Raw genomic sequence first — 25,720 nt, 5'->3', positions numbered from 1 at the left:
TTATCCTTTATAACATTTTCAAGCGTGAACGAAGTAAGAATGCTACAACTCCTGTTATTGCGCACAAACTTACGCTTGCGGTACCAATAGCAGCAGCCACCCATTTTGTTTTATGATCTTTTTCTTCTTGAGATTCTTCGTCGTCGGTTAAGTTTTCTGAATACTCATCGTTGCTTTCTTCAGACTCATACGAGGCATTCTTAGTAGATTTTTTGCTCTTTTTTCTAAGAAGCTTAACTTTTTTCAGCTTTTTAGCATGCTTTGAGGAAGATCTACTATGACGCAGCCCACCCAAGGTTCTAGAAGCTGATTTTGTAAAGCCGCCACCAGAATTTGCAAATCCACCTTTTGATTGAGTTTTCTTAGCTAACGGAGTGCTACCAGCTTTCTGAAGATTATTCTGCTCAGAGCCGGAAGTTTTAGAATTATTATTTGCGTCAGTCTGATTCTGACTTGAAGCATCTATGACTTTATCAATATTGTCTTCTGTGCGGGCATTTTTACTTTCGCCTGCATTTTCAGACTGTCCGCCTGCTTCACTATTTTCGCCAGATTTACGCTTCTTATTCTTATTGCGCTTAAGTTTTTTATTTTTACGCTTTTTATTGTTCTTCTGATTCTTATGCTTATTCTTGTCTTTAGATTTTTCAGCTTTTCCTGGATTGTTCTTGTTCAAATTTTTGATATTAACAGTCCAATCGCAGAAATCGTCATACCCAGCATTCCTGTATAAAGTTCCATCATCTAAAACAAGCGAAGCGCGAATAACAGCATCCTGCATGCTTTCGTCAACTACTAAATCAAGGCTTTTACCTTCAGCCATTGGTATATTAGTAAAGTTTTTTTCGCCATCCTTCTTAATCATCCACCTGTATTTTTTAACTATGGATGTAGCAGGCTCTTCTGGATCTCCAGCCCCACCATTTACAACAGGTACACGGGGCGAATACAGCTTTGCATTAAGATGCACAGTTTCACCAACATTAACCTTGTTTTTGCCCTTAATTGCAACAACTGGCCTACCGTCAGCTCCGTGATCTTCTACAACTATTTTTCCGGTTGCTCTGTCTTTACCAAAGTCAAAAATACCTTCAAAAGCAGTAACAGTAACAGAAACTTGCATATTGTTCATTGCAGGCTCTGGAGGAAGTATAAGCCTTTCTCCCATAAAGCAAGTTCCTTCTGTACCTTCTTGCTCATCCGCGCGAGTTATGCACCAACGATACGTAGGCCTTTTTATTTCACCACTTGCAATTTTTTCCTTTAACCCGCCCATGTAGGTGTAAAGATTTAAGTCTCCGCCAATTTCATAAGAATGATAATGCGGGTGGAATCCCTTATTTCGTATGCCTAAAATGCATAGCTGACCATCTTTACACTCAGGATTATCGCTTGGATCTTCGTCCTTAGTATTTGCGTCCAAAACTGGGATTTCCGCTTTTCCGCGTTCTTTAACAGTTGAGCCAAGAGGAACAGTGTGATTATTACTTGCTGCAATTTCAAAAGTATATTCAGCAGTATTCGTAGTAATAGTTTTTTGAGTTTTCTTATTCTTAATAACCGCGTACACTTCCAGCTTATACATACCAGGTTGAGTAAATACCCAGTTTGTATGCTGATGAGTTACCTGAGGTTGATGAATTACGCCTGGAAGCTCAAAGCGGCTACCTTTTTCTGCTTCAACATCGTCTTTATCTTGGTACTCAAAAGATTTTGCTATTGATTCGCCAGCCTTGTTTTTATCTGGAGTCCAAACTAATACTTTTCCACCTTCAGGAACTGTGACTTTTTGCACAACAATATCTGCAGTTGCTTCATCAGGATTTTCGGCACCAACAGCGTACCTTGCTACAGACGTATCCCACCCTGGGAACAACTCTTTATCTTGTTTATTACCAGACTCATCTAAAAGCCAATAACCCTTTGATGCGTCAAATGGTAATTTGTTTTTGTAGTTGTCAAAAGGCTTAGTGCTATACGAAGAGTTCCCAACCCTCATTGTTACGTTTTCTGGCTTATAAAGCATAGAATTTGCTTCAAAACCCATAATTAATTTGTCGTTAAGCATAAAAGGATAAAAAATATCCATGTGGCCGTTTGAGAGTACGTCTTTCTTAGATGCGTCGTATGTGTAAGTAGTGTGCTTTTCGCCCGCAAACGCAGGCACTGCAGCGCCAAAACCAGATACCAGCACTGCAAAAGCAAGCACAAATACGCTTGCAGCGGCAAGCGCTCGCTTAAACATAGACTTCACTGCATAAGTCATAATTATTATTTCGCTCTCTACACTTCATTTTCTCTATTTCGCCTATTCGCGCTCTTCTTTCACGAATGACTATTGAAGATATCCATACAACGTCTATCAATAATAATAATGATTCTCATTAAAAGCAAGTCGACACTCCGAATAAACAAAAACGCTGGCAGCTCAAAGCAACCAGCGTTATTAGATAATACTTTTAAGCAGATTTAGTAGCTGCTTTTAAAGTACTTTAGTAAGTTTAACTTTAGTAAGTTTAGCCTTCTACAATATCCGCATTAAGGCAAGTCTTAAAGTGACGCAAAGCCCATTCGTGACCTGCAGGATCAAAGCTTGCTACGGCATCCTTATGAACCACAATCTTAAATCCAAGATTATACGCATCAACGGCAGTGTGAAGCACGCAAATATCCGTGCAAACTCCCACCAAATGCAGCTCTTCAATGTGACGTTCGCGAAGCTTAATCAGCAAATCAGTTCCATTAAACGAAGAGTAGCGAGTTTTATGAATGTAATAAACGTTGCTTTTATCTTTATTCGCTGCGTAAAAATCACCAAGCGTGCCATATAACTTCTGGCCGTGAGTTCCGGCGATATTGTGAGGTGGGAAAAGCTTAGTTTCAGGATGATACGGATCGTTCAAATGATGCGTATCAATCGCAAAAACCACAAACTCGCCAGCGTCTAGAAACTCCTGCGAAATCTCAGTAATACGCTTCTCGAGCTTTTGCGCAGGCTCGCCCACAGTAAGAGAGCCGTCGCTTGCCACGAAATCATTCGTATAATCAATGTTAATAAGGGCTTTATTCATACTTACTCCTTGTATGAAATTTGCAGAATAATCGCTAATAGCATAATCGCAAATAGCACACGCTTTAGTTACAATATTCCGCATTATTAATTGCTTAATTTTATTTCAATTGATAGCCCAATTATCAACTCAATTGCTGGCCCAATTGTAATCGGCACAATACTTTAATACTCAAAGCTAACTAGAAGCTCATCTATAGCTTCGTAAAGATTTCCTAAAGCTTACCAGCAGCATACTGAAAGCTCATGCTTCTGCGCCGACTACAATTATTTAATCACAACCATACGGCAAATGTAGCCATGGAAACATTTGCCGTAAGTTTTCCTCATGTTTGGAGGGTTTAATATCAGTATTCGCTCCAAATGTGAGATGATTCTCTCGCGTTTGGAGTGCTACACAGCCTCAAACCCTCCAAATGTGAGGATACTAGCGCGTGTTTGGAGTATTACAAAAAACAGTAGTATGGGAATAAAAAAAGCGGGGAACAATCAAGTTCCCCGCTAGAAAGAATAATGCGGCAGCGTGCTAGTCTCCCACACCCTATCGAGTGCAGTACCCTCGCCGTGTCAGGCCTTAGCTTCCGGGTTCGGAATGGGACCGGGCGTCTCACCTGAGCCATGACCACCGCAAAACTATATTATACACTCACAAACCGTGAGTGGCAACGTGGCGGTTTGGGAACCGGACATGAACGCGAGCAATAAAAGCTTTTACTAACCAATCGTTAAGCGAATCGTTTAATACTCCATGATGCTAGAAAATAATACTCAAGTTTCAAACCAGCCCCTTCTTAAAAAGCAGAAGGGAAGAATGTCACCATCGCCCGTTAGTACTGGTCAGCTCCACCCCTTACAGGGCTTCCACGTCCAGCCTATCAACCACGTGTTCTACATGGGGGCTCACACACTAAAGTGCAAGGAATGCTTATCTTGGAGCAGGCTTCCCGCTTAGATGCTTTCAGCGGTTATCCCTTCCGAACGTAGCTAACCGGCGGCGCCACTGGCGTGACGACCGGCATACCAGAGGTTCGTCCACCCAGGTCCTCTCGTACTATGGGCAGGTCTCCTCAACATTCCAACGAGCGCAGAGGATAGAGACCAAACTGTCTCACGACGTTCTGAACCCAGCTCGCGTGCCGCTTTAATCGGCGAACAGCCGAACCCTTGGGACCTGCTCCAGCCCCAGGATGCGACGAGCCGACATCGAGGTGCCAAACCATCCCGTCGATATGGACTCTTGGGAATGATCAGCCTGTTATCCCCGGGGTACCTTTTATCCGTTGAGCGATGCCACGTCCGTACGCCGGCACCGGATCACTATCTCCGACTTTCGTCCCTGCTCGACCCGTCAGTCTCACAGTCAAGCCCGCTTGTGCGATTACACTCAACACCCGATTGCCAACCGGGCTGAGCGGACCATTGAGCGCCTCCGTTACTCTTTAGGAGGCAACCGCCCCAGTTAAACTACCCGCCAGGCACTGTCCCTAACACGGATAACGTGTCGAGGTTAGACGCCAGATATGGAAAGAGCGGTATTTCACCTGTCGACTCCACGCAAGCTAGCGCCCGCGCTTCACAGCCTCCCGCCTATGCTACACGATCCACACCTAACGACAATACCAAGGTATAGTAAAGGTCCCGGGGTCTTTTCGTCCTTCTGCGCTTAACGAGCATCTTTACTCGTACTGCAATTTCGCCGGGCTCCTGGCCGAGACAGTGGGGAAGTCGTTACGCCATTCGTGCAGGTCGGAACTTACCCGACAAGGAATTTCGCTACCTTAGGATGGTTATAGTTACCACCGCCGTTTACCGGGGCTTAAATTCACCGCTTCACCGAAGCTAACGGATCCTCTTAACCTTCCGGCACCGGGCAGGCGTCAGAGCGTATACAGCGGCTTACGCCTTCGCACGCTCCTGTGTTTTTGGTAAACAGTCGCTACCCCCTAGCTTGTGCCACCCCCAACAGCTCAACAGTGTGAAACCATATCACCATCAGGGGTCTCCCTTATGCCGAAGGCACGGGAGTAATTTGCCGAGTTCCTTGGCCAGGATTCGCCCGATCGCTTCGGTATACTCTACCAGACCACCAGTGTCGGTTTAGGGTACGAGCGGAATCACACCTCACGTTGAAGCTTTTCTTGGCAAGCAGGATCACCGGAATCAGCCTTACAGCCTACCCATCACGCCTCAGCTTTAACATCCCCCGGATTTACCTAGAGGACAGCCCACACGCTTAGCCACGGAAAACCACCTCCGCAGCCGGCTACCTACCCGCGTCACTCCCACGCTAACCTACTACCGATACGCTCCCAACACAAACAAGCCAACAACCCCGAAAGGAAGCCAGCCTGTAAATGAAGGTTAGTACTCTCAGATTCAGTTCGAACGGTGTAACACCGGTACGGGAATATCAACCCGTTCATCCATTCGACTACGCCTGTCGGCCTCGCCTTAGGACTCGACTCACCCGGGGACGACGAACGTGGCCCCGGAACCCTTAGTCATCCAGCGGACGGGATTCACACCCGTCTCTCGCTACTCATGTCTGCATTCTCACTCCTGTAAAGTCCACGACAAGTTCACACTGCCGCTTCACCCCTTACAGGACGCTCTCCTACCCCGCATGAAACAAATCATGCAGCCGCGTCTTCGGTGGCGTGCTTAAGCCCCGCTACATTGTCGGCGCGGAACCACTAGACCAGTGAGCTGTTACGCACTCTTTCAAGGATGGCTGCTTCTGAGCCAACCTCCTGGCTGTCTATGCGACTCCACATCCTTTCCCACTTAGCACGCGCTTCGGGACCTTAGACGACGATCAGGGCTGTTTCCCTTTTGACGACGGAGCTTATCCCCCGCCGACTCACTGCCGTGATAAACCTAACAGGTATTCGGAGTTTGGCTGCTATTGGTACCCGGTATGGGCCCGCAAGCATCCAGTAGCTCTACCCCCTGTAAGCAATAACACGACGCTGCACCTAAATGCATTTCGGAGAGAACCAGCTATCACGGAATTTGATTGGCCTTTCACCCCTAACCCCAAGTCATCCCCCCAGTTTTCAACCTAGGTGGGTTCGGTCCTCCACACGGTCTTACCCGCGCTTCAACCTGCTCAGGGCTAGATCATCCCGCTTCGGGTCCAGGACATGCGACTAAAACGCCTTTTAAAACTCGCTTTCGCTACGGCTCCCCCACCCGGGTTAGCCTCGCCACATACCACTGACTCGCAGACTCATTTTTCGATAGGCACGCCGTCACCCCACAAGAAGGCTCCGACGGATTGTAAGCGCACGGTTTCAGGAACTATTTCACTCCCCTCCCGGGGTGCTTTTCACCTTTCCCTCACGGTACTAGTACACTATCGGTCAGACAGGAATACTTAGGCTTACCCAACGGTCTGGGCAGATTCACGCGGGATTCCACGAGGCCCGCGCTACTTGGGAATAAGCATAAAGAGACATCGCACGACAAGCTACGGGGCCATCACCCTCTACGGCTGGGAATTCAATCCCATTCACCTAGCACGACATTTTATCACTCTTCTCAACCCCGTCAGAGGCTGAACAACCAATCCCACGACCCCGAATGCGCAACACCTGACGGTTATCACACGCACCCGGTTTAGCCTGATCCGCTTTCGCTCGCCACTACTCACGGAGTATCCTTTCCTGCAGGTACTGAGATGTTTCACTTCCCTGCGTACCCCCCACAAAAACTGTGGTGACCACCCATAACAGTGGCCGGGTCTCCCCATTCGGAAATCCTCGGATCAAAGCCCACTCGGCAGCTCCCCGAGGCATATCGCAGCCCGTCACGTCCTTCATCGGTCCTGTCTACCAAGGCATCCACCATACGCCCTTACCAGTGACACACACCAGTAAGAAACCTAACAGCAAAATTCTCTAGACAACAAATCATCACACTAAACGATCACAAAACGATCAAGACGACTCCACCAAAATGGAGCCGGTCGAAAATCAGTAAAAGCAAAAACATGAAACCCTAAAAAGAATCTCACATAATCACTCGCGTCCACTATCCAGTTCTCAAACCACCACAACACCACAAAACCCAAGCCAACACCAAAAAGCATCAACCTGAAATCCTGTGAGTCAAGGACCGCAACCCCAAAACAAAGGGGGGTGGCAATCCGGGAACCCAAAAGCATGCCCAAACATACTCATTCAAAAAACGTTAACTATTGTTTTCCACACCAGTAACCACACTCATCCGAGCGTGCACAAAAACTCCGTAGAAAGGAGGTGATCCAGCCGCACCTTCCGGTACGGCTACCTTGTTACGACTTAGTCCCAATCACGAGCCTCACCTTAGACGGCTCCATCCCAAAAGGGTTAGGCCACCGGCTTCGGGTGCTGCCCACTTTCATGACTTGACGGGCGGTGTGTACAAGGCCCGGGAACGCATTCACCGCGACGTTGCTGATTCGCGATTACTAGCGACTCCGCCTTCACGTAGTCGAGTTGCAGACTACGATCCGAACTGAGACCGGTTTTAAGGGATCCGCTCCATGTCACCATGTCGCATCCCGTTGTACCGGCCATTGTAGCATGCGTGAAGCCCTGGACGTAAGGGGCATGATGATCTGACGTCATCCCCACCTTCCTCCGAGTTAACCCCGGCGGTCCCCCGTGAGTTCCCGGCATAACCCGCTGGCAACACAGGGCGAGGGTTGCGCTCGTTGCGGGACTTAACCCAACATCTCACGACACGAGCTGACGACGACCATGCACCACCTGTGAACCTGCCCCGAAGGGAAACCACATCTCTGCAGCTGTCAGGCACATGTCAAGCCCAGGTAAGGTTCTTCGCGTTGCATCGAATTAATCCGCATGCTCCGCCGCTTGTGCGGGCCCCCGTCAATTTCTTTGAGTTTTAGCCTTGCGGCCGTACTCCCCAGGCGGGACGCTTAACGCGTTAGCTCCGACACGGAACCCGTGGAATGGGCCCCACATCCAGCGTCCACCGTTTACGGCGTGGACTACCAGGGTATCTAATCCTGTTCGCTCCCCACGCTTTCGCTTCTCAGCGTCAGTAACAGCCCAGAGACCTGCCTTCGCCATTGGTGTTCTTCCCGATATCTACACATTCCACCGTTACACCGGGAATTCCAGTCTCCCCTACTGCACTCTAGCCCGCCCGTACCCGGCGCAGACCCACCGTTAAGCGATGGGCTTTCACACCAGACGCGACGAACCGCCTACAAGCTCTTTACGCCCAATAATTCCGGATAACGCTTGCGCCCTACGTATTACCGCGGCTGCTGGCACGTAGTTAGCCGGCGCTTATTCGAAAGGTACACTCACCCAAAAGGCTTGCTCCCAATCAAAAGCGGTTTACAACCCGAAGGCCTTCATCCCGCACGCGGCGTCGCTGCGTCAGGGTTTCCCCCATTGCGCAATATTCCCCACTGCTGCCTCCCGTAGGAGTCTGGGCCGTATCTCAGTCCCAATGTGGCCGTCCGCCCTCTCAGGCCGGCTACCCGTCGAAGCCTAGGTGGGCCATTACCCCGCCTACAAGCTGATAGGACGCGACCCCATCCCATGCCACTAAACACTTTCCCAACAAGACATGCGTCAAGTTGGAGCATCCAGCATTACCACCCGTTTCCAAGAGCTATTCTGGAGCATGGGGCAGGTTGGTCACGCATTACTCACCCGTTCGCCACTCTCACCAGTCAGCAAGCTGACTAGATCCCGTTCGACTTGCATGTGTTAAGCACGCCGCCAGCGTTCATCCTGAGCCAGAATCGAACCCTCCACGAAAAAATTCAATGAAGAGCCAACAAAAGGCTCCAAAAAATAAGAAAAAGACGAGACATTCTTTAAGGAAAGAACATCCCACAAAACCTCACCACCATTTAACCATCTCTCAGGCACCCTGCAACATGCAAGGCAGGCAATGAACTGGCAATAATTAACTAATAAGTAGTACAGACACGCTCTTGAGTTCTCAAACCACCACCACACCAGCCGGCTCAATCAACCCCAAAGAGAAGAACCAGCCGCGCTGAGCAGCAAGAGATAAACTTACACCAAACCCAACCAAAACGCAAACCCACCCCACAAATCAGCCACAAAAACGTTGGAAATACTAGCATCCCCCGGAGTGTCGAAAAACTAGAAAAAGTAACTAAAAATACGTGCGTTAAAGAAATCCGCCAAAGCAGCAATATTCGGCTCACCATACTGATCAACCAACTGCAACCAACGGCAGGCATTTTCTTCCCCAAATCGCGCAGCTTTGCGACGATACTCTTCAACAGTCAAAAAACGAGGCGGAATAGACTTACTATTGTATTTATCCGCAACCATAACAATTTCTTGTTCAACAGTTTGCGGCTTATAGTCGTCCACAGGAAGCGGCAGGTTTTGCAGAGCAACCTGCTCGCGAGTCAACCCAACTCCAGTATGATTGCGCGCAAACTGGGCAGCTTCCTCACTAAAACCACATTTAAGCAAATAGTTGTACCCACGCAATCCGTGCAAAATATAATTCGGACCGTCAAAACTCAATTCGCCATCAAAATTTGCGGATCCATCTTTCTTCAGCACAAAATACGTGCCAATATCGTGCAACATTCCACCAATAAAAGCAGCGTACTCATCAATAGGTTGCTTTGGCGCGCGCCCACCTTTAATAGGCGGAAGATCAGAATAATTATCCCCAATAAGTTTTTTAATACAAGATTGTGCGAGTTTAGAACGCTCCAAAATAGAAGACGAACACTTTGTTTTAGACTCAAGCAACATATTGCAATGATGCGCAATTTGCCAAGAGATTGTGGCAATTACCACACAATGTCCGTGAATAAGGTTGTAAGCAGATTCAGAAGGCGCAGTAGTGCGATGCAATTGCTCTACCTGGCTAAAATCAGGCAAATCGGCATTTTTTACTGCATCGCACTGTAGCGTTTCTTCTGAATTGTTACGCATTTTATTCAAGATTCTTTATTTTCCGCACGCGCAGCATCTTCTACAGCCTGGACAACGGCATGAGTTACGTTGGCGGCGTCAAGATTAGTTTTATCGCCACTAAAATTCGCGCTAGATGCCTTTGCTTGCGCCTTAAGCGGCACAGGACTAATGTTCCCAGTGTTTGCAAGTTTTTCATCTGCAAACAGAACATTAGCTGCAGCAATATCACGAGCGTTCATAACTGCAGTCTGCTCCGCATCAGTAGGCCGAATATCAGAATCAGCCTGCGTGGCAGTTTCAACAGCTGAAGCGCCTTGCAACGATTGCACTGCACGCTGCGAATAATCTTCACGACTCAAGCGTGGAGGTCTGCGTGTAGAAACAAACAGCGGCTGCACTTCAACCACAGGATTATAAGGCGCCAAGCCAAACCACTTAACTGGAGTTCCAGCAATATGACGAATCGCATACTTCATTTTTAGCGACAATGCGCCACGCACAGAAATATTAGATTCCGGCATTAAAGCCTTGTGCAGCAGAACGTAACGGATTGGACCAATATCTGGATCCGCATCAACCTTTGGATACACAGATTTTTGACGAGGAAGCTCGCCGGTATGCGACAAATCGTGCATAATTTGGTGCAAATATGCAGGTATAGATGGCGAAACTTTAAAACCTAACTTTATTTTTACGCGGAACAAATAATCCGTACCAAAATTTTCAACGCAATACTCGCGCGTAAACGGAGCGTCGTCGGTTTCCACAGATACAGCCCACCAAGCTCTAGCTCGCTTAGGATGGTCAGCAAAAATGGAGAAGAAAATTCCAGTATCAAGTCGCTTCATTTCGCGATCAGAAGTCAAGTAAACAATATTGTCGGCAAAATACGGGATTCTAAAATCACCATGCAACTTATCGAGTACAGGCAGGAAGTCTTTAGGCTTCATATGCAAACGCTGCGATCGCTCTATCTTGGTACCGTCTTTCCAAGTAACCATGATTGTTAAAATCGAAGCTCCAAGAAGCATAGTGAACCAGCCGCCGTGCATAAACTTTGCCATGGAAGCAATGAAGAACATAAGCTCAATCATTAGGAAGATTACAGCAAAACCAATAGCTGCAAAACGCTTCTTCTGATACCACATATGAGCTGTAAGCAAAATGGTGGTTGCTAGCATTGTAAGCGTTAATGCCAAGCCGTATGCGCCAGAAATATGTTCAGAGTCGCGGAAAACAGCAAGCACTGTAATAGTCGCAACGCAAAGCACAACATTCACTACAGGAATATAAAGCTGTCCACGAGTGCGCGCAGGATAACGAACCTGCAAATGCGGCATCCAATTAAGGCTAGTAGCTTCAGAAACCATAGTGTATGCGCCAGTAATCAAAGCTTGAGAAGCAATAATGCCAGCTGTTACAGAAAGAATAACTGCAATATATCGCACATTAGGTTCGAGCATTTGGAAGAATGGATTTAATCCTTCCACAGACCACAATGATTTATCGTTCTGATGTTGCAGCATCCACGCGCCCTGCCCAAAGTAATTAAGCAGCAGAGCAACTTTAATAAACGGCCACGTTGCGTATACGTTTCCTCGACCAACATGACCCATATCTGAATACAACGCTTCCGCACCAGTAGTAGAAAGGAAGATTACACCCATAACTGCCAGACCCTGCACATTGTGCGAACTGAACAGGAATTCCACACCATAAATTGGGTTAAGCGCTTCAAAAATAGTCCAATCTTGACCAATATTCATAACGCCAACCAACGCGAGGAAAGCAAACCAAAGCATAACTACTATGCCGAAGACTTTACCAATACGCTCAGTTCCGCGCTGCTGAACAGAAAACAGTATGACGATGATAACAACCGTAATCATCATCGACAAATTCTCGTTTTCTAAGAATATTGGTTTAAACACTGCAATAGTGCGCAAACCTTCTACTGCGGAAGAAATAGAAACTGCAGGAGTTAGCACAGAATCTGCCAAAAATGCAGCTCCACCAATCATTGCCGGTATTGCAAGCCACGCACCTTTTTTGCGCAAAAGTGAGTACAGGGCAAAAATACCGCCTTCGCCTTTGTTGTCGGTTCGCATTGCAACGAATACGTATTTGACGGTTGTGATCAACGTAATTGACCAAAACAAGAGCGAAAGCATGCCGAATACGGTTTCGCGATTAATATTTTGTAATCCGCCTTGACCGGCCAAAAAAGTTTGAGCAGTATACAAAGGCGATGTACCAATATCGCCATAAACAACGCCAAGAGCCACAATAGCCATTCCCAAGGTAAAGCGGTCAGAGCTTGTTTGCAGCTTTGCCCACCATCTGCCTAAAGGACCTCTAACAGCGCTGGCAACAAGTTTTTCTGCTTCCTTAACTTCCTGAGCCTGCTGTTGCGCTATTACTTTTCGCTCTTCACGAGTTGTTGTTTTTTGAGACACCTTTGGTGCCTTTGTAAAAGACGCAGCTCGTAATATAGCATCCTTCGAACTCTTAGTAGTCTTCGGACTCTTCTCGGAATCTTTCGCGCCGTTGCGAGGATCCTTTGTGCCATCTTGTGACGGCACAGTAGTGCGTGACTTCGTCATGCTTAATTGTTCCTCCTAGGTAAGGCTCTTCTTGATGCCACAAGAAGATGCAGTCACCTTGCCCTTCACAGTTTTATTTCCGTACTTGGATATTGTATACAACGATAGCTATATAGTGCAAAAAATCTTTAGAAATCGTTGAAAAATAAGGATTATTAAGATTGTCTTTTTGCTTAAAATCCGTAAATTTTCTTCGTGTTTTCTCTAGTTACTTTAGCCGCCTTCTCAAGCGAAATATCTAGTACATTAGCAAGCACTTGCAAAGTATACGGAACCATATAAGGCGCGTTTGGCCGCCCTCTGTAAGGCATTGGCGTTAAATACGGCGCATCTGTTTCTACAGTTATGTGACTTTCGCCAATAATCCTGGCAGACTTACGCAATTCTTCGTTTCCTTTGTAACTTAAAGTTCCGGAAAAACTTGCGTACCAGCCGTGTTCTTTTAGTATTTGGGCTAAATCTTCGCCGCCTGCGTAGCTATGGAACACTGTTTTCTCAGGTGCTCCGTCTTGCAATAAAACTTTTACTACGTCTTCGTGCGCGTCACGATCGTGAATTTGCAACGGAAGATTCAGCTCTTTTGCGAGCGCAATATGGTCACGAAAAGCTTCTCTTTGTGCAAGCCTCGCAGACTCTCCTGTGCGAAAATAATCCAAACCGGTTTCTCCTATTGCAACAACTTCTTTTGGATGCGCAATTACAAGCGAACGCAAATGTTGCATAGCTTCGTCGAATGGAATATCGTGATACGGCTTATAAATTATTGGCAATCCGTCTGGACCTTGTGCTCCCCTGTGTCCGTGTAAAACGGCTTCGTTTGGGTGTATTGCAATTGCTGCACGAACGCAATCCTCGTGTGATGCAGCAAACGAAATTGTCGGCTCCCAGTCTGAGTATTCGCAACCTACTTCTAGCATGTTGGAAACTCCAGCAGATTTTGCTTGCTCAACCAAATCATCTGTAGTTGGCTCTGCTATTAAGTTGCGCCCTTTTTCTGCTAATTCTTGGTTAAGATTATGCGCAAAATCAACGACACTAAGCATATGCGTGTGGTCGTCCGCAATTGTTACGCCGCTTTTTATTAGATTTTCCCATACTTTAGATTCTTCGGTTAATTCAGGCGCCCAATTATGCTCGCGATGATGTTTACTCATATTTTTAAGTCTACTCGCAAATAAAACAGTATTTTTACCAGAGATTTTTCTGCCAGCTATTTTCTACAAATACTTTTCTACAAATACTTTGTATGCTTACAAAATTGTTTTGCGAATTGCGTCGTATTGAGATTTAACAAGACGATAGTAAGATCCTTTTTCTTCCATAAGTTCCTCATGCGTGCCGCGCTCAACAATTTCACCATGGTCTATTACGCAAATCAAATCAGCATTTTCAATAGTAGAAAGCCTGTGTGCGATTACAAAAGACGTACGATTTTTAAGCAACTGAGCCAATCCTGCTTGTAGAGCTTCTTCCGTACGCGTATCAATATTGCTGGTTGCTTCGTCGAGGATCAAAATACGAGGATCTGCCAAAAGTACGCGCGCAAAAGAAATAAGCTGCCTTTGACCTGCGGAAAGAGTAGCTCCTCGCTCCTCAATTTCAGTGTCGTAACCTTTATCCATTTCACTAATAAACTCGTGCGCGTGAACAGCGCGAGCAGCAGCTTCAATTTCTTCGTCAGTTGCGTCTAATTTTCCGTAACGAATATTTTCGCGCACAGTGCCGCTAAAAATAAAGCTATCTTGTAGCATTACTCCCATTTGTTTTCTAAGCGACGCTAAGGTTACTGAGCGCACATCGTGGCCGTCTATAGTAATCGAACCTTCTGAAACGTCGTAGAATCTAGAAAGGAGACTTACGAGAGTAGTTTTTCCAGCACCAGTCGGACCTACTAGAGCAACGGTTTGCCCCGGAGACACGTGCAAGTCAACCAGGTTCAAAATCGGCCTTCCGCCTTCTTCGTAACGGAACACAACGTCGTTTACGTCAATTTTGCCGCTAATTTGTGGCAATTCTTGAGCATCCGGCTTATCTACAATATTCGGCTTAATTCTTAGAGTTTCAAAAATTCGCTCCAAATATACTGAGCATGTTACGAGCTGCGTGTAAAAATTACCAATATTTACTACTGGATCCCAGAAAGTAGTCGAGTACCAAACGAATGCTATAAGCGTTCCCGTGCTCACGTTCATTGAGCCAAGGTTTGTTATACCAACATAGTACAAAAGCGCTATTGCAGCGGTTTCAATAATTGAAGCTCCAGGCCAAAGAAGCATTTGTACTCTAACATTTCGCATCCATGCGCTTCTTACTTCTGCTTGTTGATTCTGAAAAGTTTCGTATGCTGCAGACTCTCTGGCAAAAGTTTGTGTTGTTTTTACACCTGCGATTGATTCGTGCAAATACGCGTTTAAATTACTTTGCTTGTTCGATAGTTTTTTAGACGCTTTTCGTTGCAGAATTTGCAAAACGCGCGTCCAGATTATAAATATTGGAAATAGCGCCAAACTCCATAGCGCCATTCGCCAATCTATAACAAACATTGTTATTAATGTAATAATCAGCACAAAAACGTCTGAAAATACGTTAATAAGCCCAGAAGAAAGAGTATCAGAAAGAGTATTGATGTAGTTTACTATGCGAATCAGAATCTTTCCGTGCGGGCGCGAATCAAAATAATCAAAAGATAGTGATTGCACGTGAGTAAAAATATCGCGTCGCATGTCTCTAATTATCATCTGTCCAATTCGCGTAATTGCAAGCGTTCTGTATGCTAAGCCTAGCTCGTACAGCACAATAAGCAGCATAAAAACCGCAATAATTTCGCATAAGTACGTGTAGCTTTTCTGCGGCAATACCACGTCGATTAGCATTTTTGTAATCATTGGCATTGCTGTCATAATTATGCTTCCGCTTATAACCACCATAATTACGAGTAGGAGTTTAGTAGCGTACGGCTTCATGTATTTTTTAACGCGCATAAGCTCGTGCACGTTTACATGTTCTTCTTGTTCTTCGTCTTCGCGATAAGTGTTTCGTTGAGCCATTTCTACTCCCCCTTCGTTTCAAATCCTGCAGACTTGCCGCTTTGCAATCCAAGCTGCTTCCTATAAATTTCCCAATACCTTCCATGCTGAGCAACAAGCTCCGCGTGAGTGCCGCGCTCTACTATTTTTCCGTGATCTAACACAACAATCATGTCTGCATCTTTAACGGATGAAATTCTGTGAGCAATAGTGATTACTGTGCGCGTGCCGTCGAGTTTCTTTAGCTCCTGCTGAATATGTTCTTCTGTTTCCATATCTACAGCTGAAGTTGTGTCATCCATAATTAGGATTGCAGGATTGTTTGCTAAAGCGCGAGCTAAGCTTAAGCGTTGCTTTTGGCCGCCAGAAAGACCAACTCCGCGCTCTCCTACTACAGTTTCGTAACCTTCTGGCATGCTCATAATAAAATCGTCAGCCGCTGCGATTCTAGCCATTCTGCGAATCGTATCGTCTAGTTCCTTGCAATTTTCTTTATCTTGAGGCAAACCGAATCCAATATTTCCTGCAATCGTGTCCGAAAACAGGAAAGTTTCCTGAGCTACTATGCTAACTTCATTTCGCACAGTTTCCAGAGGCCATTCACGCACGTCTTTTCCGTCAATTAAAACGCGACCACGCGTCGGGTCGTAGAATCTTGCAATAAGGCTTACAAGAGTTGATTTTCCAGACCCAGTTTCACCAAGAATACCAAGCTTACTTCCGGCAGGAACGCTTAAATCAATATTCTTTAAGATTGGAGAGTCTTGATCGTCCGGGAACGCAAAATCAACATGTTCAAAAGTGATTTCGCCTTTTACTTTAACGCTTGCGTCCGCTTCTTTTAGAAGATTAATATGAGATTCTTGCGTAAGAAGCTTACGAATATTAACGCAGCCCGCATTAAAACGCTGCCAATCGTTAATAAGCCATCCTGTCATTCTAACCGGCATATGAAGCATCCAAAGGAAGCTATTAAAAGTAACGAATGTTCCTAAAGTCATACTGCCATTTAGAACAAGCCATCCGCCAAAACCAACTGTTATAAGCTCTAGCACAAAACCCATGCCGTCAAGCCACGGCATGTATTTTTGCGTGTTTTTTGCAAGCGTAATATTTCGATTAAAGTAGTCTTCGTTACATTCGTCGAATTTTTTGGTTTCATAAGCTTCGCGCACAAAAGCTTTTACAACACGGTTACCTTCAATATTTTCTTCAACCATTGAATTCATGCGCGCAAAAGATTCGCGAATTGCAAGGAATTTCGGCCTAGCTTTTTTGCCCATAACTCTTGCAAGCATGAACAAAAATGGCGTAATTGCCATAAGAGCTAAAGCAAGCTGCCATTGGATTGAAAACATTATAACTAGCGCCAACACAAACATTACTACGCAATCTAGCGCCATATACGAAACCCAGCTTAGAATATGGCGAATCGCATCCGTATCCGAAGTCATACGGCTCATAATGTCGCCCGTACGAGTGTGATTAAAGTATGTAAAATCAAGAGAATGAAGCTTCTCGTACTCGTCGCTCACAAGGCGGTACACGGCATTCTGTCCGAATCTTTCCATTTGAAGCTGGTAAATATATCTTGAGCCTACGCGAATAATCATCATTGCAACCATCAGCAAGCACACTCCTAAAAGCAGATTATGCTGTTTGCCAATAATGATTTTGTCTACAATAAATCCCGAAAGCAATGGCATTGTCATTGCCATTGTGTCGTTAATTGTAAAAAGTATAAGTGATACGCCTACTCTCCACATGTCTGGCTTGCAGTATTGCAATACCCAGCGCACGTTGTTCGCGTCTTTGCGTTGATTTGGGTTGACGTACATGCGCCGAGTGCTCCTTTGTTTTAGATTTTTATTTTTTAAGACCTATTTTTTAAGACTTATTTTTTAAGTTTATACTATTTTCTGCCTTAGCAAGCACAAAAAGATGTGGCGCGCAGTCAAAAGACTACACGCCACATGCTATAAGTTAAGCAATCAGCTTAGTAAACTTGCGCGAATTATCGCTACAAATTTACTTACTTCTGCCAGCCCATATCCTCTGGGTAGGTGGTTGCATAACCAGCAGGGCCGTTGTTAGCAAAGCCCTTCTTGAACACCTGGTAGATAGGAGGAGCAGAAACTGGAAGAGTGCCGTAGAGTGCGAGAGCTGCAGATTCTGCCTTGTTCGCATACTCAGTCTGTTCCTTGTAGTCGTAGGTCTTGCCAACCTTGTTGAGCATAGCATCAATCTTCTTGTTGCCAACGAGACCGAGGTTGGAATCGCTGTCAGACTTGTAAACCTGGCTTGCTGCAGACAAGAAGCTCAATGGAGATTGGGACTGCCATGCCAATGGAAGCACCTGGTACTTGTGCGAAGCAACAACCTCGGAGAACTTAGCAACAGCCTGGTTCACAGTCTTGCACTTGATGCCGGCCTTCTTCATCATGGCCTGGAATGCGTTAGCAAGAGCTGCCTGAGTAGAATCGTCGCCGAAGAAGGTGAAGGAAATCTCAAGAGTCTTGCCATTCTTGGCGTAGTAGCCATCCTTGCCCATCTTGTAGCCAGCAGCTTCAAGGGTCTTCTTAGCGGTTTCGGTGTTGTACTTGCCGTCAGCAGGAAGATTGTTCTTGTAGCCAGCCTGGAACATGGAGAGAAGCTCAGAACCTGGCTGCTCGCTCTTCCAGTTCATGCCCTGGAACTGAATCTTGTTGTAGGTAGCAACGTCGAATGCCTGAACAACAGCCTTACGAACTGCGAGTTCGTTAAGTGGCTTGGACTTAGCGTTGAAGTTAAGCACGCGAACCTTGGTGCTGTAGCCGTAACGGAGCTGAGCGCCCTTAACGCTACGAGCAGACTTGATTGCGTCCTTAGAAGAAATGGTATCGGTTACAGCGTCGATTTCGCCGTTCTGGAAGGCGTTCAAAGCTGCAGTATCTTCCATACGCTTTACAACGACCTTATCGAGCTTTGCCTTCTTACCCCACCACTTTGGATTACGAGTGAAAACAACCTGATTTTCGGTTGCGGATTCAATCTGGAATGGACCTGCACCCCACTCGTTGTGAGGATTGTTTACCCAACCCTGGTTGAAGGTCTTAACGTCAACGCCCTTTGGATGAACCAGTGGAGCGAAAAGCATTTCCCATGTTGCGCATGGCTTCTCATAAGTCACTATAACCTGCTTTGGAGTGGAACCTTGTTCAACACTCTTGATGCAGTCGTAACCTTCGGTGCTAGCAACGGAGTAATCCTTGTTCTTTCCGTTCAAAGCCTGCCAAGTAGCCTTAAATGCGGTGTAATCAATATCAGTGCCGTCGTTCCACTTGGCCTTTGGGTTCAAGTTGTACTGAACAACGAGTGGCTTATCGCTAACCTTCTTGACGGAAGTGATGTAGTCAGGGTTGTACTTAAGCTTTTCACCCTTGACGGTGTCATAAGCCATAAGATTTGGCTGATAGAAGCCCCACAAAGTAGCCATGTAGCCAGAGTTACCATCGTTAGAAGCGTAATTCCAGTTTGGACCGAGAACAGGAAGAGCAACGGTGTAAGTGCCGCCGTCCTTAACGTTGTCACGTGACTGTGGATTATCGTAACGCTTGTTGACATCTGGCATTGGAAGTTCGCCAGTGTAAGAAGTGTCAACACCAGCAGCTGGCTCTTCAGTCATACCTGCTTTACCAGCATTGTTAGTAGCACCGCCGCAAGCGCCGAGCAGCATTGCAACAGAAAGTGCAGCTGCGGCAAATACAGTCAGTTTACCTGCTTTTGTATTTTTCATGATTCCTCTCATTCCCCGGATGATGTCCGTCTTCCGGTATGTTGTATGAGTATATACAACTCTATGACATTCGACAAATCGTTTTCACAAAATATTGATTTTTTTCTTTTCAACTTTATGAAAATTAGGCAAAAAAGAATAATTTATTATCTATAATAGGCAAAACAGAAAATTTTTTAGTTTATTTTTGCTAAAAAACAAAATATATTACGTTTTTTAAATTTATGTTACACAATAAAAAATCGCGCATGTTGTAATAAACATGCGCGACTAAGTAATTTATTCAGATTGATGAAGATTAACTAAAATCGACAAGTCATGAATTACCTAACATCGTCAAAATTATCTTCTTCAGAAAGAATAATACGCTTACGGTTCTTCTCAATTGTAGGATCCGGAATTGGCACAGCGCTAATCAAAGCCTGAGTGTAAGGGTGCTTTGGATTATCAAACACCTCATCCGTTTCGCCAGATTCAACAATTCGACCGTGATACATAACAGCAATTCGGCTAGAAATATGTCGAACAACAGCCATGTTATGAGCCACGAACAAGTAAGCAACGCCAAGCTTATCCTGCAAATCTTCAAGCAAGTTAATAATTCCAGCCTGAATAGAAACATCCAGAGCAGAAACAGGCTCGTCAAGAAGCAAAAGCTTAGGATTCACAGCCAACGCGCGAGCAATAGCAATACGCTGACGCTGGCCGCCAGAGAACTGCGTTGGGAAGCGATCAACTTGATCAGGATTCAACTCAACCAATTGCATAAGCTCAGCAATACGCTGGCGAATTTCTTCCTTCGACTTCTTTTGCACGAGCAAAGGCTCTGCCAGAATATCGTAAATAAGCATACGAGGATCAAGCGAGCTCATTGGATCCTGGAACACGTACTGAATCTTAGAACGAAGTTCGCGACGCTGCTCACGAGTCAACTTATCGTTCAACTCAGTACCAAAAACTGTAATAGAACCAGACTCAGGCTTCTTCAAGCTCATAATTTCCATCAAAGTAGTTGACTTACCCGAACCAGACTCGCCAACCAAAGCCACAGTTTCGCCTTCACGAACTTCAAGATCAATGCCGTCAACAGCACGAACCTCACCAACCTTACGGCGCAAGAAGCCGCCGCTAGTAATTGGGAAGGTCTTAACCAAGTTCTTAACATCCAAAACAACATTGCGCTGTTCACGAGGAATGCCATCAAACATAGGCTTGATTGGCCTTTCAGTTTCAGCGTGGAGCAAGGCGCGAACTGTTTCACTTTCGGCTTCAAGGCCCATCATTGTGCCGTCGTCCCCACCTTTTTCTTCAGCCATAAGCATATCCATAGTCGGCTTAGAAATTGGGGTTAAGCGGCGAGTGCGCTTTTGGTCAACGCGAGGAACAGCGCCCAACAAGCCAATAGTGTACGGCTGAGTTGGGTGAGCAAAAATCTCCTCAACGCTATTATGCTCAACCAAATGGCCCGCATACATAACAATAACTTCGTCTGCAACGCCAGCAATAACGCCCAAATCGTGGGTAATGAAGATCATTGCAGCGCCAGTTTCTTTTTGGGCCTTCTTCAAAACTTCCAAAACCTGAGCTTGGATTGTAACATCCAAAGCGGTAGTAGGCTCGTCTGCAATAATAATATCCGGATCGTTAGCAATTGCCATAGCAATCATCACGCGCTGACGCATACCGCCGGAAAACTCGTGAGGGAAAGCCTTCAAACGCTCAGCCGGCTTAGTAATACCAACCAAATCAAGCAATTCAATAGAACGCTCGCGAATCTGCTCTTCGCTCATGCCCGGATTATGAATAACCAAAGCTTCCTTAAGCTGATCACCAATAGAGAAAACTGGAGTTAAAGCAGAAAGAGGATCCTGGAAAACCATGGCAATATTCTTGCCACGAATCTTACTCATCTCTAAATCGGACTTAGTTAAAAGCTCTTCGCCCTTATACTTCACAGAGCCCTTAACGCTTGCGTTTTTATCCAGCAAGCCCATAACAGCCAAGGACGTAACCGACTTACCAGAACCAGATTCGCCAACGATACCAATAGTCTTTCCGCGGTACAAATCAAAATTCATTCCGCGCACAGCATGCACAGTACCAGCTTCAGAAGCGAAGCTAACCTGCAAATCACGTACAGAAAGCAATGGTTCGTTGTTTTGATCTTGCATCGTAGTTTCTTCCTTAATTGCGTTATTACCCATATCAGTCATGTTCATACCCCCAATCAAGCCCTACTCGGCCTTACCAACAGACTTAGAATATGGATCGATAGCATCGCGCAAGCCATCTCCAATAAGCTGCACAGAGAAGGTTAACAAAACCAAAACTGCAGACGGCACCAAAAGTACCCAAGGAGAAGTCTGAACTACGCTTTGACCAGCATTTAGCAAAGTACCAAGAGAAGTATCTGGAGCCTTAATACCAAGACCCAAGAAGCTTAAAGCGGTTTCGCCGTTAATCGCACCAATAACACCAAGAACCGTGTTAATAATCAACACAGAACCCAAGTTTGGAACCAAGTGGCGAACAATAATTCGGAAGGAAGAAACACCTTCGAACTTAGCTGCGCGAACATACTCGCGCTCACGCAGGCTCAAAGTCAACGTACGAAGAGTACGAGCGTAACCAATCCAACCAAAAGCAGTTAAGCCAAATGCCAACCACAACCAATCGCTACCACCACTAGAAGCACTAATGATTAAAGCAATCAGCAGGAAGGAAGGAACAATCAGCAGCATGTCCAAAAGCCACATACCAACCTGCTCGAACCATCCTTCGAAGTAAGAAATAGCAGTACCAACCAAAGCAGCAATAACTGTAATGGTAATAGAGCTAACAATACCAATGGAAAGTGAACGGCCAAGTCCGCGCACAACCATTGCATACATATCTGAGCCGCCTGGCGTAGTGCCGAGCCAATGCTCTGCAGAAGGAGGCGTTGCGAGAGAAGAAAAGTCTGGTTCGTCATAACTCCACTTTGAAATCTTTGAGCCGAACAAAGCAAAAAGAATCAAAATTACGAGCATAACCAAGCCCACAACAGCCGATGGTCGACGGAAGAAACGACGCGTGTAAAGCGTCATCTTTCCAGTGCGCTTAAAATTGCCCCATGCGTTAGAAGTAGCCGTTTTATTTGCAGCAGACTCAAGAGGTTCTGAAGATACATCTTTTTTATTCATGTCAATGTCACCTACACTGTTGCACAATTAGTTCAAACGAATACGTGGATCAAGCCAAGCAGAGAAGATATCTGCAAGCAAGGCACCAACTAAGGTACATACGGCACCAAATGCAGCAATAGCAACCGAACCGTTGATGTCGTTCTGCATAATGGTCTGAACGAAGTAGCTACCAAGGCCGTTAATAGCAAACACGGTTTCAGTAATAACTGCACCGGTGAAAACGCCTGCAATAGAGAATGCGACGTCAACAGCTGTTGGAATCAAAGAAGTACGCAAAGCGTGACGACGAATAGCCATATTCAAAGGTAAGCCCTTCGCCCTAGCTGTACGAACGTAATCAGCATTCATAGTATCGAGAAGATAAGTTCGCTGAGTTAAATGATACCCAACCATGCCAGGAACTGTCATAACAATTGTTGGCAAAATCAAATGCTGAAGGAAGTCAAGAAGGAACATAAACGGGTCAGAACCCTGGTAAGAGTGCAAACCAGTAACGTAGAAAAGTCGCACGCCTGCTGCGTGGTTAATGCTAATAGCAGCAAGCACAACCATCAAACCCAAAACTGCTGCAGGAACAACCAGCAGGAAGGTTGCGGTGGAATTAAGAACTCGATCTTGCCACTTGTACTGACGGATAGCAGTGTAAACACCAACGCTAACACCGAGAACAATACCAAGAATTGTAGCGCCAGTAACCAGCTGAACAGATGCGCCAATACGAGACATGATTGCCGGGCCAACTGGAGCCTGATCTGGGCTCAATCCCCAATCCCACTTAGTAAAAATGTTGTAAATCCAACGGCAATAACGAGTAAACACTGGAGTCTGGTCGTTAATATTTGCCAGATCCAAAGAACGGTTAATAGATGCAATTGGCGGATGCGGATGCCTAGACATGTAGTTCGAACGCGGTCTCATAAAAGCACTTGCCAAGAAATACGTCATGGATACGGCAACAAACAGCATCACCACATAATTCAGGCATCGTTTAACGATGTATCGTATCATTGTGACTCTTTTCTACGCCTAACCATTGTTTACCTCCATTTGGCATGCTGCAAATCGTCAAATCTACAGCGTAACCGCTTTAGCGTTTCGCCCTCAAAAGGGCGCGCTTGAACTGACCCTCGTCAATCCGGGACACATAATTAGTATATTTTTAGCCAAGCTATGTACAAAGAGCTTAACAGAAAATATTTTTGCACAATGCTTTTTTAAGTATATAAAAGCAAAATTTAGAATATATAAGTTATATTATACAGATTACAACCTACACAAAAGCGCAGAATTTCAACGTTTCTTTGATATATAATTACGAAATAATATGTATTACAGAGTCAAAAAATTATTTTTATACATACAAAATACGCATTATCAACAAATATAATAAATTCAAAAATTAATTACAAAAACTGAATATTTAACGGAAAAAGTTTAGTTTTACAAAAATAATTAAGGTTATTCGCACAAAGACCGGAAATCGCTATAAACAAGAAACACACGCAAGACATTGTGCAGTATACAATATCTGTTATTCGTATTATCAACTCTAAAAGGAGACTGAGTAAACTCATGGCTGAAAATGTTAAAGCCGTAACTCTGGAACATGTAAAAAATTATTCCAAGCACTTCAACGAGCAGCGTGCAAATCTTTTAGCAGCAAATGCAGCTGTAACAAATGGCGTGCTTAAAGCTGCAACAAGCTATCAAGGTCAGCGCGCGCTGCCACGCGAATTCTCTGTGGAATTAAAGCAAGGAAGCATTACAAATCAAAAACGTTCCGGGCGATGCTGGATGTTTGCATCCCTTAACACTTTGCGATATGAGTTAATGCATAAGTGGAATTTAGATGACTTTGAGTTTTCAGAAAGCTACCTGTTCTTCTGGGACAAGATTGAAAAAGCAAACGCGTATTTGGAAAACGTGTTGGCCACTTTGGATGAAGAACTTGATAGTCGAGTTTTTGAAAGCATTAACTACGGTCCGATTGACGACGGCGGTTGGTGGCAAATGTTCGTCAACCTGGTAAACAAGTACGGTCTTGTGCCGAAGAGTGCGTATCCAGATTCACAGAATGCAACTGACTCCGACTCCTTTGTGCAGTACATCAATACAAAGTTGCGCGAGTTTGCTTGCGAATTGCGCGAGGCTTATAAGAACGGCTCTTCTTTGGAAGAATTGCGCGAAATGAAAGTCCGCGATTTGGAAACCGTTTACCGCATGACCACTATTGCACTCGGCGAGCCGCCAGTAAAGTTCGACTTCTTCGCGCGCACTAAAGATGACGATGACAAGAAGGACGAGAAAAAGAACGAAAACAAGGATGGCGAAGAAAAGAAGGACGACAAGCCAAAGACTGGCAAGGACGAACGCCCAATGATTCGCGAATACGGAATTACTCCACTTGAATTCGCTAAGAAATATGTTCCTGTTGACGTAAACGACTTCGTAACATTGTGCAACTCACCTATGAAACGAACTCCTTTTAACAAGCGCTATCAACTCAAGTACAGCACCAATGTTGCTGAAACAGATGAGCTGGAATTTGTGAACGTTCCTATTGAAGTGTTCCGAAAGGCAGCTGTAGATCAACTCAGCGACGGCCACCCAATTTGGTTTGCTTGCGATTGCACACAGTTCTCCTTGAGAGATAGCGGATTCTTTGATCCTGCAGTAGTTCGCGTTGACCAACTCTTCGATATTGAATTTACATTTGATAAGGCGAAGGGTTTGGAATACATGGATATTCCAGGCAATCACGCTATGACATTTACAGGCGTAAACTTAGACGAAAATGGCAACCCGGATCGCTGGAAGATTGAGAACAGCTGGGGTAAAGATGCAGGCGAAGATGGCTACTACGTTGGCTCTGCCGACTGGTTCGACCGCTACGTTACTGAAGTAATCATCAATAAGAAGTATCTTGACGAAGCAACTCTTGCAATCTTAAAGCAAGAGCCAGTAATGCTTGAGCCGTGGGAGCCACTTTCAAAGCGCTGCCGCTAGTTTAAGTGCTTAAATTTATAAGCGCAGATTGCTTTTTGCAGTCTGCGCTTTTGTTTTAACGCTTTTTGTTTCTGCTTTTATGGAATATTTGCCGGAAAATTCCCGGAGTTTGCGCGACGACCT

General features: G+C 45.4%; 13 protein-coding genes and 3 rRNA genes. 1 reads left to right on the top strand and 15 read right to left on the bottom strand.

Annotated features, from left to right (window positions below):
* Nucleotides 1-7 precede the first annotated feature (7 nt).
* The 15 genes from HXT52_RS00750 to HXT52_RS00680 form a co-directional block, all read right to left on the bottom strand.
* Nucleotides 8-2,266 (bottom strand): choice-of-anchor M domain-containing protein, encoded by a 2,259-nt coding sequence (locus tag HXT52_RS00750; protein WP_421775959.1) that lies wholly within the window; start codon nt 2,264-2,266, stop codon nt 8-10.
* A gap of 250 nt (nt 2,267-2,516) precedes the next feature.
* The gene (locus HXT52_RS00745) at nt 2,517-3,071 is read right to left on the bottom strand and encodes a cysteine hydrolase family protein (RefSeq protein ID WP_421775958.1); all 555 of its coding nucleotides are present in this window, start codon (nt 3,069-3,071) and stop codon (nt 2,517-2,519) included.
* Between the two features lie 512 nt (nt 3,072-3,583).
* A 5S ribosomal RNA gene (gene rrf / locus HXT52_RS00740) occupies nt 3,584-3,700 on the bottom strand.
* Between the two features lie 178 nt (nt 3,701-3,878).
* Nucleotides 3,879-6,939: ribosomal RNA gene (locus HXT52_RS00735) — 23S ribosomal RNA — on the bottom strand.
* A gap of 50 nt (nt 6,940-6,989) precedes the next feature.
* Nucleotides 6,990-7,235, bottom strand: coding sequence for a hypothetical protein (locus tag HXT52_RS00730; RefSeq protein WP_421776161.1), 246 nt, complete (start codon nt 7,233-7,235; stop codon nt 6,990-6,992).
* An 87-nt stretch (nt 7,236-7,322) separates the two neighbouring features.
* Nucleotides 7,323-8,850 (bottom strand): 16S ribosomal RNA (locus HXT52_RS00725).
* Together the 16S, 23S and 5S rRNA genes form the textbook arrangement of a ribosomal RNA operon.
* Nucleotides 8,851-9,204: 354 nt before the next feature.
* Nucleotides 9,205-10,020, bottom strand: coding sequence for an HD domain-containing protein (locus HXT52_RS00720; RefSeq protein ID WP_004137172.1), 816 nt, complete (start codon nt 10,018-10,020; stop codon nt 9,205-9,207).
* A gap of 5 nt (nt 10,021-10,025) precedes the next feature.
* Entirely contained in the window at nt 10,026-12,605 is a 2,580-nt protein-coding gene (locus tag HXT52_RS00715) for a KUP/HAK/KT family potassium transporter (RefSeq protein WP_004137171.1), read from the bottom strand.
* A gap of 173 nt (nt 12,606-12,778) precedes the next feature.
* Nucleotides 12,779-13,759: a TatD family hydrolase gene (locus HXT52_RS00710; RefSeq protein WP_421775957.1), complete on the bottom strand. Its 981-nt coding sequence runs from the start codon at nt 13,757-13,759 to the stop codon at nt 12,779-12,781.
* Between the two features lie 96 nt (nt 13,760-13,855).
* Entirely contained in the window at nt 13,856-15,652 is a 1,797-nt protein-coding gene (locus tag HXT52_RS00705) for an ABC transporter ATP-binding protein (protein WP_421775956.1), read from the bottom strand.
* A 2-nt stretch (nt 15,653-15,654) separates the two neighbouring features.
* Nucleotides 15,655-17,469: an ABC transporter ATP-binding protein gene (locus HXT52_RS00700; RefSeq protein ID WP_421775955.1), complete on the bottom strand. Its 1,815-nt coding sequence runs from the start codon at nt 17,467-17,469 to the stop codon at nt 15,655-15,657.
* Nucleotides 17,470-17,663: 194 nt separating this feature from the next.
* The gene (locus HXT52_RS00695; RefSeq protein WP_421775954.1) at nt 17,664-19,406 is read right to left on the bottom strand and encodes an ABC transporter family substrate-binding protein; all 1,743 of its coding nucleotides are present in this window, start codon (nt 19,404-19,406) and stop codon (nt 17,664-17,666) included.
* 323 nt (nt 19,407-19,729) lie between these two features.
* Nucleotides 19,730-21,619, bottom strand: coding sequence for a dipeptide ABC transporter ATP-binding protein (locus HXT52_RS00690; protein ID WP_421775953.1), 1,890 nt, complete (start codon nt 21,617-21,619; stop codon nt 19,730-19,732).
* 21 nt (nt 21,620-21,640) lie between these two features.
* Complete coding sequence (locus HXT52_RS00685) at nt 21,641-22,588, bottom strand: ABC transporter permease (RefSeq protein WP_004129231.1); 948 nt, start codon at nt 22,586-22,588, stop codon at nt 21,641-21,643.
* A gap of 27 nt (nt 22,589-22,615) precedes the next feature.
* A complete protein-coding gene (locus tag HXT52_RS00680) occupies nt 22,616-23,599 on the bottom strand; it encodes an ABC transporter permease (protein ID WP_019260545.1) in 984 nt (327 codons plus the stop codon).
* A 564-nt stretch (nt 23,600-24,163) separates the two neighbouring features.
* Between HXT52_RS00680 and HXT52_RS00675 the strand changes: the two genes are divergently transcribed.
* Nucleotides 24,164-25,597 carry an aminopeptidase C gene (locus HXT52_RS00675; RefSeq protein WP_421775952.1) on the top strand — a complete coding sequence of 478 codons (1,434 nt, stop codon included), beginning with the start codon at nt 24,164-24,166 and terminating at the stop codon, nt 25,595-25,597.
* The last annotated feature ends 123 nt before the right edge of the window (nt 25,598-25,720 follow it).

The sequence above is a fragment of the Gardnerella sp. KA00288 genome (genome assembly GCF_049244085.1).
Classification (GTDB): domain Bacteria; phylum Actinomycetota; class Actinomycetes; order Actinomycetales; family Bifidobacteriaceae; genus Bifidobacterium; species Bifidobacterium greenwoodii.
Note: the sequence above shows the minus strand (reverse complement) of the source record. Positions and strands in the feature narration are given on the sequence as shown.

Excerpts from the sequence above, each read along its gene's own strand:
- HXT52_RS00685 (WP_004129231.1), bottom strand. The coding sequence starts at position 22,588 with ATGAATAAAAAAGATGTATCTTCAGAACCTCTTGAGTCTGCTGCAAAT.
- HXT52_RS00750 (WP_421775959.1), bottom strand. The coding sequence starts at position 2,266 with ATGACTTATGCAGTGAAGTCTATGTTTAAGCGAGCGCTTGCCGCTGCA.
- HXT52_RS00690 (WP_421775953.1), bottom strand. The coding sequence starts at position 21,619 with ATGACTGATATGGGTAATAACGCAATTAAGGAAGAAACTACGATGCAA.
- HXT52_RS00705 (WP_421775956.1), bottom strand. The coding sequence starts at position 15,652 with ATGGCTCAACGAAACACTTATCGCGAAGACGAAGAACAAGAAGAACAT.
- HXT52_RS00715 (WP_004137171.1), bottom strand. The coding sequence starts at position 12,605 with ATGACGAAGTCACGCACTACTGTGCCGTCACAAGATGGCACAAAGGAT.
- HXT52_RS00695 (WP_421775954.1), bottom strand. The coding sequence starts at position 19,406 with ATGAAAAATACAAAAGCAGGTAAACTGACTGTATTTGCCGCAGCTGCA.
- HXT52_RS00710 (WP_421775957.1), bottom strand. The coding sequence starts at position 13,759 with ATGAGTAAACATCATCGCGAGCATAATTGGGCGCCTGAATTAACCGAA.
- HXT52_RS00720 (WP_004137172.1), bottom strand. The coding sequence starts at position 10,020 with ATGCGTAACAATTCAGAAGAAACGCTACAGTGCGATGCAGTAAAAAAT.
- HXT52_RS00675 (WP_421775952.1), top strand. The coding sequence starts at position 24,164 with ATGGCTGAAAATGTTAAAGCCGTAACTCTGGAACATGTAAAAAATTAT.
- HXT52_RS00730 (WP_421776161.1), bottom strand. The coding sequence starts at position 7,235 with ATGCTTTTGGGTTCCCGGATTGCCACCCCCCTTTGTTTTGGGGTTGCG.
- HXT52_RS00745 (WP_421775958.1), bottom strand. The coding sequence starts at position 3,071 with ATGAATAAAGCCCTTATTAACATTGATTATACGAATGATTTCGTGGCA.
- HXT52_RS00680 (WP_019260545.1), bottom strand. The coding sequence starts at position 23,599 with ATGATACGATACATCGTTAAACGATGCCTGAATTATGTGGTGATGCTG.
- HXT52_RS00700 (WP_421775955.1), bottom strand. The coding sequence starts at position 17,469 with ATGTACGTCAACCCAAATCAACGCAAAGACGCGAACAACGTGCGCTGG.